The 13,377-nt window shown below is 51.1% G+C and carries 9 protein-coding genes and 1 tRNA gene; 1 reads left to right on the forward strand and 9 read right to left on the reverse strand.

Annotated features, from left to right (window positions below; genetic code table 11):
- The first annotated feature begins 136 nt into the window (after positions 1-136).
- A complete protein-coding gene (locus tag B5E82_RS06555; RefSeq protein ID WP_087306758.1) occupies positions 137-1,384 on the forward strand; it encodes an IS110 family transposase in 1,248 nt (415 codons plus the stop codon).
- 96 nt (positions 1,385-1,480) lie between these two features.
- Here B5E82_RS06555 and B5E82_RS06560 read toward each other — a convergent pair whose 3' ends face one another.
- The 9 genes from B5E82_RS06560 to B5E82_RS06600 all read right to left on the reverse strand — a co-directional run bounded on the left by B5E82_RS06560 (position 1,481) and on the right by B5E82_RS06600 (position 13,190).
- A complete protein-coding gene (locus B5E82_RS06560) occupies positions 1,481-2,683 on the reverse strand; it encodes a patatin-like phospholipase family protein (RefSeq protein ID WP_087306759.1) in 1,203 nt (400 codons plus the stop codon).
- A gap of 125 nt (positions 2,684-2,808) precedes the next feature.
- Positions 2,809-3,744 carry an SPFH domain-containing protein gene (locus B5E82_RS06565; RefSeq protein WP_087306760.1) on the reverse strand — a complete coding sequence of 312 codons (936 nt, stop codon included), beginning with the start codon at positions 3,742-3,744 and terminating at the stop codon, positions 2,809-2,811.
- A gap of 3 nt (positions 3,745-3,747) precedes the next feature.
- The gene (locus tag B5E82_RS06570) at positions 3,748-4,188 is read right to left on the reverse strand and encodes an NfeD family protein (protein ID WP_087306761.1); all 441 of its coding nucleotides are present in this window, start codon (positions 4,186-4,188) and stop codon (positions 3,748-3,750) included.
- An 83-nt stretch (positions 4,189-4,271) separates the two neighbouring features.
- Positions 4,272-5,243 carry a CPBP family intramembrane glutamic endopeptidase gene (locus tag B5E82_RS06575; protein ID WP_087306762.1) on the reverse strand — a complete coding sequence of 324 codons (972 nt, stop codon included), beginning with the start codon at positions 5,241-5,243 and terminating at the stop codon, positions 4,272-4,274.
- 245 nt (positions 5,244-5,488) lie between these two features.
- Positions 5,489-6,517: a cell wall hydrolase gene (locus B5E82_RS06580; protein WP_087306763.1), complete on the reverse strand. Its 1,029-nt coding sequence runs from the start codon at positions 6,515-6,517 to the stop codon at positions 5,489-5,491.
- 249 nt (positions 6,518-6,766) lie between these two features.
- The gene (locus tag B5E82_RS06585) at positions 6,767-9,052 is read right to left on the reverse strand and encodes a hydratase (protein WP_087306764.1); all 2,286 of its coding nucleotides are present in this window, start codon (positions 9,050-9,052) and stop codon (positions 6,767-6,769) included.
- A gap of 231 nt (positions 9,053-9,283) precedes the next feature.
- Positions 9,284-11,950, reverse strand: coding sequence for a sensor histidine kinase (locus B5E82_RS06590; protein ID WP_087306765.1), 2,667 nt, complete (start codon positions 11,948-11,950; stop codon positions 9,284-9,286).
- A 1-nt stretch (position 11,951) separates the two neighbouring features.
- Positions 11,952-12,656 carry a response regulator transcription factor gene (locus B5E82_RS06595; RefSeq protein WP_087306766.1) on the reverse strand — a complete coding sequence of 235 codons (705 nt, stop codon included), beginning with the start codon at positions 12,654-12,656 and terminating at the stop codon, positions 11,952-11,954.
- A gap of 462 nt (positions 12,657-13,118) precedes the next feature.
- Positions 13,119-13,190, reverse strand: a tRNA-Asn gene (locus tag B5E82_RS06600).
- Positions 13,191-13,377: the final 187 nt, after the last annotated feature.

Genomic DNA, 13,377 nt, shown 5'->3' on the forward strand with positions numbered 1-13,377 from the left:
TCAAGCACAAATAAGTGTGACCCGATCACGTAATCTTATCTTTGTATAAACAATCTCGTTTATGGCTTAGGCGTTCAGTCAATGCCGTCTCTCCCTATAATCTTTTGCGAACCTATTGGTTCTGAAAGGAGTCCCTATGGCTTTAAAAATCGTGTACAAAATCTGCTGTGGCATTGATGTCCACAAGACTTTTGTAGTGGCCTGTATCGCCTCTACCAATGATAAAGGCGTCACCACTTATGAGAGCCACCGTTTTTCGACCTACACGAGCGGTCTGAAAGATTTGTTACAATGGCTTCTCAAACGGAATTGCAGGGATGTCTGTATGGAATCTACCGGTAAATACTGGATTCCTGTTTACAACATCTTAGAAGATGATTGTTCCATTGTCCTTGCCCATCCCAAATATGTTAAGGCTATCCGTGGAAAGAAAACTGACAAGAAAGATGCCAGATGGATTGCTGACCTCTTCAAGCATGATCTTGTTGCCGGTAGCTTTATGCCACCTGCTGACATCCGCCAGCTTCGTGACCTTATGCGTTACCGTTTCAAACTGACCTGCTTTATGTCAAGCGAAAAGAATCGTTTGCAGAACTGTCTCACGGTTTCCAATATCCAGTTGGGAAACGTTGTTTCGGACACCTTCGGCAAATCTGCTCAGGCGATACTGGATAAACTTTTGGAAAATCCCGCAGATACTTCCTTTGACCTTGAACCTCTTGTTTACAAAAGTTTGAAAAAGAAACTCCCTGAACTCCGTGACGCCATTGACGGCTATATCACTCCGGAACAGGCTGGTAAACTTAAGGTAATTAAGGCTCATTATGAAAACCTGGAATCCCGGAAAGCAGAGCTTGAAGAACTCATTCTTGCGCTCGCCGCTCCCTATCAGCAGGAACTTGCTATTCTCCAAACCGCTCCTGGTATCCGCAGTACCTTCACTGCCATCGGGATCATTTCCGAAATTGGTACCAATATGGAGGCTTTTCCCTCGGCGAAACACTTATGCTCTTGGGCCGGACTGACTCCGACCAACAACGAAAGCGCAGGGAAGAAAAAATCTGTCCGGGTTTCCAAGGCCGGATGCTATATCAAGCCACTGTTGGTGCAGTGTGCCAATGCTGTCGTTACCAGCAAAAAGCATCCTGAGATTCGTAACCGTTATCTCCGTATCAAAAAGCGTCGCGGTCACAAGAAAGCAATCATTGCCATAGCAAGAATGCTTCTGACTGCATTATACCACATGCTGAAGAACGGTGAAAACTATAATGCGGAACTTTATAAAAAATCCGATTCGCTTCCGCTTGATCGTGAGATCACGGTGGAGCAGGCGATTATTCTAGTGAGGAATCAGGGTTATAAAATCAAGTCAGCAACTGCATAACCTTAACATTCTCAATATTCAATTTTTAAAGCAGCCACCGAAAGATGGCTTATTTGTCGTGTGCCAAAGATAATGAATATCCTCTACTTCTCATTTTCAATCTTCTTCCTCCTCATCTCCCGATTTCACATCGAGAATCAGCTGTACACAGTCCGGCATTCCTTCCGGAATCCCGTTTTCTCCGATCTTTCTCTTCGTCTCCTCCAGAAGCTGCTGCACCGTATAGACCCGGTATCTGTGCACCTTACAGTGGCGGGCCGCAGTCTCCAGAATCGCCAGGTAGAGACTGCTGTAATTCCAATCCTTCGGAAGCTTCAGCTCCACGGCCAGAAGGGGCAGCAGCAGCTCCACAAAGCTCCGCATCTCCTGTTCCGGACTCCGGTCCAGTTCATAGGCCTCCAGCAAAGCCGCGCGGACTTCGGGCTTCGCCTGCACCAATTGCTTTAAATAATAACACTCTTCCCGGGTTTGTTCAACATAATATATTTTTCCCTGCAGGCCGTATATTGCCCGCAGAGCGTCATAATACCCCAGGCGCATGTTTTTTCTGCTTTTTCCCGCGTCAAACTGAAGCGTATTTCCGAGATTTCCCCTGGGAGCAATCTCCGTCACGCTCACCCCCTCCGGAATGCTGACTTTTTTCTCTCTTCCCACCCCAAAGATACGCAGCAGAATCAGATCCTGATAGCCGTGCTCCAGCAGCACATCCATGGGAAGCACATTGGTGGCGCCTCCATCCACATAGGTCTTGCCGTGAAGCTTTTCATTCTTAAAGCCCGGAAGATAGGCGCTGGCCAGAAGCATGTCCTTCATCTGCCCCTCAGGCACCGTCTTCATGTCTACATTCAGTTCTTTCCGGTCCGTCAGAGAATAGGTGCAGGAATAGAACTCCACCGGACTCTTCCGAATCAGATCTTCGTCAATATTTTCCTCTATCAGGCGGCGCAGCGGCGTGATATCCATGCCGCCCTCTCCCAGCATCCGGAAAATCTCCTTCAAAGTCTCCCTTAAAAACTCCGGCTTCATCTGGCTCTTATCAAACAGCCGTCCCATCAGCTCGTCGTCCACGTTGATAATCTGGGAATAGGAAATATTCGCCCAGAGATTTTCCGCCCTCTCCAGGTCATCCATGCAGATCAGCGCTCCATTCAGAGCCCCCACGGAAGTGCCCGACACGCCCTTTATCTTCACGCCGGCTTCCTTCAGCGCTTTCCATGCCCCTATCTGATAGGCCCCCTTGGCTCCGCCTCCTTCCAGTACAAGCCCGTATTCTTTTGTCAGATCCAGCCTTGGTTCCATCACATTCTCCTTCTCCAGTCAGAGGTTCTTTTTATCACAAGGAGGCTGCGCGCAGTTTTCCCGCGCCGCAGCCCCCAGCATATCATTTTCTTTTATAACCGATCAGACAACATGCAGCCGGCATGCTATCCTTCCTTCGCCACTTCCGTAATGGCCTTTACCATGCCCGCCAGTCCCTGAATCTCGGACGGGATAATAATCTTTGTCGCCTGTCCGTCTGCCGCCTTCGCAAAGGCTTCCAGGCTCTTCAGCTGCAGAACCGCGCTGTCCGCGTTGGCGTCTTTCAGCATTCTTAAACCATCCGCGTTCGCCTGCTGTACCTTCAGAATCGCCTGCGCCTGGCCTTCCGCCTCCCGGATCATGGCTTCCTTCTTCGCCTCCGCGCGCAAGATAGCTGCTTCTTTTTCCGCCTCCGCGTCCAGAATCGCGGACTCCTTATTACCTTCTGCTACCAGAATCGTGGACTTTTTCTCTCCTTCCGCCCGGAGAATCGCTTCACGGCGCTCACGCTCTGCCTTCATCTGCTTCTCCATAGCATCCTGAATGGCTGCCGGCGGAATGATGTTCTTCAGCTCCACGCGGTTTACCTTGATGCCCCAGGGATCGGTAGCCACATCGAGAGAAGCTCTCATCTTGGTATTAATCACTTCACGGGAGGTCAGCGTCTGATCCAGCTCCAGCTCGCCGATGATATTACGCAGAGTAGTAGCCGTCAGGTTCTCGATAGCCATGATCGGGTTCTCCACGCCGTAGGCAAACAGCTTCGGATCTGTGATCTGGAAAAATACTACCGTATCGATCCGCATCGTTACATTATCCTTCGTAATCACCGGCTGGGGCGCGAAGTCAACGACCTGCTCTTTCAGCGTAATCCGCTTTGCCACCCGGTCAATAAACGGAGCTTTGAAATGAATTCCCACTCCCCAGGTTCCCATGTACGCGCCCAGCCGCTCTACAACAAGCGCCTGTGCCTGCGGCACAATCTTGATGCAGGAAGCCAGAATCAGCAGAATGAAAATAATCAGAATAATTACAAGTACGGTACCTACTATCTGCGGCATATATCAGCCCTCCTCTTTTCTTTTTACAATCAGCTTTACGCCCTGTACGGCTGTGATTTCCACATGGGCGCCCTCGGGTATCGTCACGGAATCATCAGCGGTACGCGCTGTCCAGGTCAGCCCGTTCACCACAGCCTCACCCTGTCCCTCCAGATTGGAAACCGCGGATGTCACGACAGCCGTCTTCCCGATCAGGCTGTCCACATTCGTCTTCACCTTTTTCTGGCTGTTAAAATAGCGCAGAGCCCAGGGCCGTGTACAGAACAGCAGTATCAGGGACACCACGCAGAACGCCGCCCACTGAAGAACAGGCTGCACATCCAGCATGGAAAGAATAAAACCTGCCAGAGCGCCTCCGGCGAACCAGATCGTCGTAAGCCCAAGCGTAATAATCTCCAGCACCACCAGCACAATAATCAGAATCAGCCAGTAAACTGCATTCATACCTCACTGCTCTCCTTTCCTTCCCGAACTTATGATTAATATACTATAATTACAGCCTGATTACAAGTAAAGTTTCTGTCCGCTTACAGCTCCATCTCCCTCCGCGGCTCGCGGGCAGGGTGCTTCCACAGCAGAAACGCCGTTCCGGCCAGCAGGACAACCGTGACCGCCAGACCGCCCTCCAGGCCAAAGGAACCGCCGTTTATCAGGCTTCTCCCTTCCACCGGACTGCTGGCAAGCACAGAACACGTTGTCACGATGCCGCTCACCCGGATTCCGTAGAAATTGCCCTGCGCCAGATTCCAGATGGAATGAAAAGCCCCGATCCCCCAGATATTCCCGCTCTTTATGAAATAAACCGAAGCGAAGATGCCAAACAATGTCAGATTGATCAGCGCAAGGGGTGAGACTCCGTCATTTCCCAGATGAAGCATGGCAAACAGCAAAGCATTGGCCAGAGCCGCCGCCCACATGGAATGGCGTCTCCCAAATGATACCAGGAAATAGCCTCTGCACAGTACTTCCTCTGCCATTCCCTGAATCAGGAAGCCCAGGACAAAGAGCAGGAACATACCCGGCGCAAAGTCAGGCGAGATACCCTTAAGCTTCAGGGAACCTGTGACGACGCAGAGCAGAACCGCTGCGGAAAACAGCAGGAAACCAAAGCCAAGTCCCTTCAGGTACTCCCTGCCCATATTCTTCTTCACAAACCCCAGCGTATTCATTTTCCGCTTCTGTACCACTTTACAGAACAGCATCACGATTCCTATCATAGCCAGATTTGCGAACAGCATGCAGACCATCAGGGCGTCGGAACTTCCCAGCCCCAGGAGAGCCTGCTCCACCTGCGCCGTATCTCCGGTCGTGGCAGCCGCTATAACCTCCGGATTCGTAAGCATCACGAAGACCATGCCCGGGAGCATCAGCACGCTTTCTCCTATGGATACCGCAAGGTATACCAGCCCGAACACAAGGATTTCCAGGAACCAGTTCATTCCTTTCTTCGCCTCCCTGGCCTTCAGAACCGCCGTCGGCGTCTCCAGTTTCACATTCATACCTCTTTTCCTCCGTCATCCAGAATCTCTGTCTGTGTATCTGTATTTCTGTATTTCTATATTTCTGTGTTTTATTGTAGCACAGACTTCTTTCTTTCACACGAAAGATTTTCTTAAGAATCGCAGAAGAGGCGGGCAGACAAAGAGCCCCAGGTTCTCCCCGGAGCTCCTTGCCCAATATAAAACCAGCGCCGGCGTACCAGGAGCAGTACGCCCCTCTGACACGCCGGCATTCTCTTTCTGATTTAATAAAATACATGGTTTCCAATCACAATGTGATCAGAGCTTACAGACGATCTTGCATTCTTGAAATGGGTGAAGCCGCCCACATTGGTATAGCCGTTAATCGCCTCCTGCGCCGCCTGCACACAGCTTGCCTTGGGGCTGCTGGTATACCGCAGAATCGTTCCATTGCTTACCACGCCGAACTGGCCCGGAGCATAAATGACGTCTGCAATCGTGCTTCCGTAACGTCCGCTTCTTACCCGGTTCATAACCACCGCGCCGATGGCCACCTGGCCTTCGTAGGGCTGATTGCCGCCCTCTGCCTGTATCAAAGCCGCCAGAAGAGTCACATCATCACCATTTGCCTTAAAGGCCTCCAGCTGCTGCTTCAGAGCCTCTCGCTTCTCTTCCTCTTCTTTTTTCTCTATCTCTTCCATCGTCATGGCTTCGCCCAGTTCATACTGTACATCCACATACTCGGCAGAGACATAACCTGTCTTATCCTGCGCGTACTCTACCTGGACCCATTCCGATCCTTCGCCGCCGGCGTCCACCACATCAAGCTTCGCGCCTTCCTCCACATTCTTGAGGATCTTCGCGTCTGTGCTGGCCTCCTCGCGGATTCTCAGGCCTCCGGTCAGCGACGTGGCTGTAAGCTCCGCTTCCGTCTGTGCCTGATTGTATGCTTCCTCACCGAACAGCAGATACTCGTTGCTCACATAGCCTTCCACATTTCCAGAGCTGATCTTGGTCCATCCTTCTGTCTGCTCTACGATATCGCCGCCGTCTCCCTTGAACATGCGGCCCACCGCTTCCGCTTCAGAGCTGGGCTCGGAACGCACCGTCACATAATCCTCCACATCGGCAAGCACTTTGCTGTCCCATTCGTTCTGCGCCTGTATTTCTTCAAAATCCTCGCTTGTCAGATCGTCCATTACGGACTCGATGCCAGCCGCCATCTCCACGTTCAGTCCCGTAAAACCGGAGCCCATGACCCAGAGCACCGCCAGAGCGCCAAGCGCCAGCACCTTTTTGCTGATAAAGCTCATAACAACCTCCCTGTACAATGATGTAACATTTTTATTTCACTTATTACAATTATTATTACAAATGTTACATTTCTGTTACGAGAGGTATTGTAACAGAGGCTTTCCCTTTTGTCAAGCCTTCATCTGAAAACATACAATTCTGTCCAGCCAGGCCAGAAAAGCCTCTGAAGGCGGCTTAGTTACGGATAAACGCGGAAGGCGGCGTCCGTCACCCGGGCGCCGCCTTCCGCAATTCTGTCATGAATAAATTTATCCTCTGTAATAATTGATGAGGCAGCCCTTGAGAATGATCTCGCGCTCATCATCGGTCAGTCCGCCCAGGCGCAGCGTCACTTTACGCTCCTTCTCGCCGTTCACATAGACCTTAATCTCACTCTGCCTGTCCTCGATGGCCTTGCGGATATCCGGCACAAACAGGAAATCACCCTTTGTAAACGGAAGCTCACCCTCGTCGATCAGGAAGGGCAGCATGCCCCAGTTGATCAGGTTGGAGCGGTAACGCTTGGTGGCATAGGAATTGGCGATATTCGCCCAGCCTCCCAGCACCTTCTGGCAGGAAGCCGCCTGTTCTCTGGCGGAGCCGTCTCCCGGCTTCACCGCAAAGATTGTGCTTCCCACGCCCAGGTTCGTCTTATTGACGCCCGGATACCAGGTATCGATAGCTGCGAACAATCCTTTCAGCTCCGGCACCGCCTCTGCGGGACAGTTTCCGGCCTCGATGGCCTTTTCCGCCTTCTGAATCTCCTTTGCCAGGCCCACATAGGCCGGGTCTTTGCGGGACAGGGTAAACTCTGCCAGTCCCAGAGGGTTGGAACGGTAGGAAGAGGTCTCTCCGGACGGGATCAGCTCGTCCGTCGTCGTAACCGGATCGTGAATCTCGGAAACCACCTTCAGAATCAGGTGCTCCGGCAGCGCCGGCATGGCAGGCCAGTCTTTGATATTGGGACCCATCTTGATTTCCACGGAGGGGTCCGCCACGCCCTTGCTGTCAAAGACGCGGTTTTCATAAATCTTGCTGTCAAAGAAGTACCGCGGGTTGGAATAATCCACATCCATCTCTGTGGCAGCTGTCAGATATCCCTTATTCGCCGCTGTCGCCGCGATAGAACGGGCATCCATCAGCGCTACGGACGCGATCTGGCCGCTCTGGAGCTTGGAGCCCTCCCGGTTCGGGAAGTTTCTTGTGGAGTGGCGGATGCTGAAGCCATTGTTGGCCGGCGTATCGCCCGCGCCGAAGCAGGGTCCGCAGAAGGCCGTCTTCATGACCGCGCCTGTCTCCATCAGCGTGGCTGCCGCCCCGTTCTTCACCAGTTCCATATAAACCGGCATACTTGCCGGGTATACGCTCAAAGTAAATTCATCCGGGCCGATGCTGGCGCCCTTCAGGATATCCGCTGCCGCGCAGATATTTTCAAAGCCGCCGCCTGCGCAGCCGGCAATGATTCCCTGGTCTACATAAAGCTTTCCATCATGAATCTTGTCGGTCAGATGATATTCCACAGCTCCTCCCAGGGATACCAGAGCTTTTTTCTCCACATCCCGCAGAATATCGCCCAGGTTTGCCTTCAGTTCTTCAATGGTATAGGTATTGCTGGGATGGAAAGGCATTGCGATCATCGGCTTTACTGCGCTCAGATCTACGTAAACCATTCCATCATAGTAAGCTACGCTGCCCGGCTTCAGCTCTTTATAAGCCTCCGGCCGCTTGTGAATCTCATAGAAATCCTTAATGGTATCATCTGTCTGCCAGATCGAGGACAGGCAGGTGGTCTCCGTGGTCATGACGTCGATGCCGATACGGAAATCCGCGCTTAAGTTTCCGACGCCGTCGCCCACGAACTCCATTACCTTATTATTTACATATCCTTTTTCAAAGACTGCGCCGATAATCGCCAGCGCCACGTCCTGGGGACCCACGCCCTTCTGGGGCTTTCCGGTCAGGTATACGCCCACCACATCCGGCATATTAATGTCATAAGTCTTGTTCAGAAGCTGCTTGACCAGCTCCGGTCCGCCTTCTCCCATAGCCATGGTACCCAGCGCTCCGTAACGGGTATGGCTGTCAGAGCCAAGAATCATCTTGCCGCCCTCTGCCAGCATTTCACGGGCAAACTGGTGGATGACTGCCTGATGAGGCGGCACATAGATTCCGCCGTATCTCTTGGCGCAGGTCAGGCCGAACATGTGATCGTCTTCATTGATCGTACCGCCTACCGCACACAGACTGTTGTGGCAGTTTGTCAAGACATAAGGAATCGGGAATTTCTCCAGCCCTGAAGCGCGGGCCGTCTGAATAATGCCCACAAATGTAATATCATGAGATGTCAGCTTGTCAAACTTAATCTCCAGCTTTTCCATATTGCCGGAAGTATTATGCGACTCCAGAATGCCATAAGCAATGGTCTGCTTTTTCGCATCCTCTTTGGACGGCACGCTGCCCAGCTGGCTCTCCAGCACGCTGGCCGCGTCCTTCGTATCCGGAACGATCTCCGTTCCATTCAGCAGATATGCTCCGCCTTCCAATAATTGAACCATGCTCTCTCCTCCTGTCAGATAAAATCTCTGCCATGCAAACGCTCTGCAGATTCTCTGTCATACAGAAGCAGGCCCTGCACTTCCCCGTGCAGGGCCCGCATTATATTTATTATAAATATAGAACCTGAAGATTGCAAGCTGTTTTCTGCTTCCGGCTCCTTCCCTATAAGCTGCTTTCTGCTTCCGGCTCCTTCCCTATAAGCCGCTTTCTGCTTCCGGTTTCTTCCGTATTTACGCTTCCGGTTCCTTCTGGCCGGCTCCGCCTGCCGTATCCCGCCGGAGTTCCGGCGCTTCCGGGAAAATGATCGTTACCTTGAACAAATCTCCATCCAGATAGATGTCGAAGCTTCCTTTCTGAAGCTCTGTCAGGTTTTTCGCAATGGACAGGCCCAGACCGCTTCCTTCTGTGCTGCGGGCCACGTCGCCCCGGATAAACCGCTCCGTCAGCTCTCCCGCGTCAATATTCAGAGGCTGCTCAGAAATATTCTTAATACTGAAGCGCACCATATGTCCTACAATCGTCAGATCCACATAGACCCGGGTATTGGGCATTGCGTATTTGGCGGCGTTGTTATACAGGTTTTCTACGATACGCCAGAGTCTCCGTCCGTCTGCCTCGATCACCACGGGTTCCTGTGGCATATTGATCACGAACTGCAGTCCCTTATCCTCAAATTTCTCGCTGAATTCTCCGTTTGTCTGATTGATCAGCTCCTGGAAATTAATGCGGGTCATCTCCAGCTTTACATTTCCGGAGCTTATCTTTGAGGCTTCTACAAGGTCATCCGTCAGATGTTTCAGACGCAGGGCCTTATCCTCCAGAATGGCAATGTAGTTCTTCGCCCGTTCATTCTGAATATCCTCCCGCTTCAGCAGATCCACATAGTTGATGATCGATGTCAGCGGAGTCTTGATATCATGAGACACATTCGTAATCAGGTCTGATTTCAGACGTTCATCCTTGATGCTTTTTTCCACTGCCATGGAAAGTCCCTTTCCAATCTGATTCACTGCTTCCGCCAGAACCTGATTATCTCCTCCCAGCTTATCCACAGGAATCTGATGGTTCAGATCGCCCTCCGAAATCTTTGCGATTCCATCAAGAATTTTCTGGCGCTGCACCGCCTGCTTTATCAGAAAAACTCCTGTCCCAATATCAAACAGCACCGCCAGGAACATTCCCACGCCTCCCAGACAAAGACATGCAATATTGATAAGCAGGAACGTGCCATAGCTCAGCAGAGACTTGGTCGTCGCTTTCCGGTTTCGAAGCGCCTTCCGGAACCCTTCCACCATTCTGCACAGCATACTGTTCGACCACAGCGTTTTGCTGCGAAGCCGCCGCACCAGACTCAGATAACCGCTCAGAAACAGCAGATTAAACAGAAAAGCAATTCCGCCGCCGGACAGGGCAAACTCTGTCATGCTCAGATTCCTGATAGAAAGCAGCGTAGCCGCGAACAAAAGGGCCAGCGAAGGAAGCGCAATCATAAGCAGCGCCGCTTCCGTCCGGATATGATCAAACCGGTTCAACCGGATCGTTCCCTCTTCCTCTGTGCTCCGGCCTGCAGCCATGGTCAAATACACCATCGTAAGAAGATAGAGCACTGCTCCCAGCACTACACCGTAGACAGCCAGCCGGCTGATAGGCCGTATCTCCTCAAACTGCTGTTTATACTGCTGCAGATTGTCGCTGGCCATATACTGGGGATCAACAGCAATCGCCAGAATATAATCGCCTTCTATGGAGGGTGGATAGCTCTTCACATAGCTGCTCAGCTCACTTAAGGAAATGGGCATATTGCTTGGCTGAAAGTCCATATTGGAGCTGTCATAAATCAGATAATCTTTAAATCCCCGGATATAATTCAGAATTCCTTCCGTGTCTTTAAATTCGGCTGTCCCAAAGGTCATGATATTTGTGTAGATCTTTTCCTCAAAATCATCCGGCGTCACCTCAGTGACTGATTTGGGAATCAGCAGATACCGCATATTTGTCATGCTGGGACTGAAAAGCTCCAGATTTTCTTTATAGGCATAAAAATCATTGTAAATGACAGGAATAATATTTTCCAAATCATAGTAGAGAGCCTGCAGCTGCCCGGTGGTCAGCTTCTGCTCCTCCGCATAGGAGGTAATGCTGTCATACCCCACTGGCGCGTAGCGCTCTTCCACCGCCTCTATCTGCTCCACATTCTGTACAGTCCCCTGGCCTGCGTCAAAAAGCCCCATATCCGCCAGCGCTTCCGAGTCCGCTTCCGTGATAACCTCTTCCCACATACCGTCCGTGGTGCTGCTCTCTGCCGGCTCCTGCGCTTCTTCTGTATCTGCGCTTATTTCGCTCTCATCCGCGCTATCTTCAAAGATTTCTTCGGAATACTCCTCATTATTGCCCCCCACTGTGGAAATGGAAGCCACCGCCGAGCCATCTTCATACAATGACTGTTCCGTATAATTCCGGGAGCCCTTCGTCAAATATCCTACTGAGCCGTCTTCATAGGTCAGCTTCATCAGGGTAGTGGTCTCAAACCCGTCCAAGGACCAGTTCAGAAGATCCGTCAGCCGGTAATACAGGCCTCCGCTCTCCGGATTGCTGTCCATAATCGTATTATTTTCCGCATACTCTTCCACATTTACAAGGAGGCTTCCATCATAGACGCCATTCTTTTCAAATTTGCTTTCCCGGCTGGCTGCGCGGATACAGCGGTAAATCTGTTCCAGCACCTCATTCTGATAATAAGCGGTGCTCTCAAAACTCTGATCTTTTCCGACCCAGCCAAAGCCGCTGCTCCCCACATACACGGTACAGACAACGACGGACAGAACCAGAACCACCGCACAAATCTGATTGACAACGATGGCCAGCGCTTTCCAGGTTTTTGAATACTCCCATTTCATTCTACAGCTTCTCCACCTTATAGCCGATTCCCCAGACTACTTTCAGGTAACGGGGCTCTTTCGCGTTAATCTCTATCTTTTCACGAATATGGCGGATGTGCACCGCCACCGTATTATCCGCTCCGATTGCGTCCTCATTCCAGATACTCTCATAAATCTGGTTGATGGAAAACACCTTTCCCTGATTCTTCACCAGGAGCAGAAGAATATTGTACTCAATGGGAGTCAGCTTCACAGGCTCTCCGTCTACTGTAACTTCTTTCAGATCATCATTGATAATCAGGCCTCCGGTCTGGTAGACCTTCTGATTCTCTCCTGCCGCTGTTCCCAGCTTTGTATAGCGACGGAGCTGGGATTTCACCCGGGCTACCAGTTCCAGCGGATTAAACGGCTTCGTTACATAATCGTCCGCTCCGATGTTCAGCCCCAGAATCTTGTCCGCATCCTCCGATTTCGCAGACAGAATGATAATCGGGATACTGCTCTTCTCACGGATCTTCAGCGTCGCGCGCAGGCCGTCCAGCTTCGGCATCATGATATCGATCAGAAGCAGCTGTACGTCCTCCTTCTGCAGCATCTCCACGGCCTGCAGGCCATCATAGGCTTTCAGAATCCGGTATCCCTCCTGAGACAGATAGATCTCAATAGCATCCACAATTTCTTTATCGTCATCACACACCAGAATTGTATTTTTGGTTTTTGTCATCCTTCTCACCTCTTAACTCCCATTTTACTGTCTGTAATCAGTTATAACAAGGCTTTTTTAATTTCTGGGGCCGGGAATTCTTAAGATTTTATTGAGATACCCTTAATTAACAAGGGCATGTTCGGTCAGAGCAGGGCTGTTCCGGTGTCCTGCTGTGTTGCTTTTCATTCCGCGTACACCCAGTACGCGTCGTTCAAGCGCCTTGCAGGACGCTGGAACAGCCTCTGCCTGACTCTTTGACCTCCAGTAGGTCTGGTTTCGACCTTTTCAAGGAAACGGAATGAGGCGTACCGGACGTACGCCGATTGACGATGACGCGGAAAAGGCCGAAACCAAACCGCTGGAGGCGAGTATGCCCTTGTCAATTAAGGGTAAGGAAAAGCAATGAAAAATATTCCGTCTTTCCGCCAGCATACAAAAAACCTGCCGGCAATTCTGCCGGCAGGTTTTTCTCCTCTGAAGCTCCCCGAGTAGGGCTCGAACCTACAACCCCACGGTTAACAGCCGTGTGCTCTACCATTGAGCTATCGAGGATTATCTGGCATAAGTTCTTCCCTTATACCTTCAAAACTATATACTGTCAATCCATTTTTAAGACTTTCTTTCTATCCTATGACGCTTTGCGAAGTGCTTTCGCTTTCTTCGCTTTTTGGTCAAGCCCTCGACCTATTAGTAACAGTCAGCTCCACACGTTACCGTGCTTCCACCTCTGCCCTATCTA

The sequence above is a fragment of the Lachnoclostridium sp. An138 genome (assembly GCF_002160765.1).
GTDB lineage: Bacteria > Bacillota > Clostridia > Lachnospirales > Lachnospiraceae > Laedolimicola > Laedolimicola faecalis.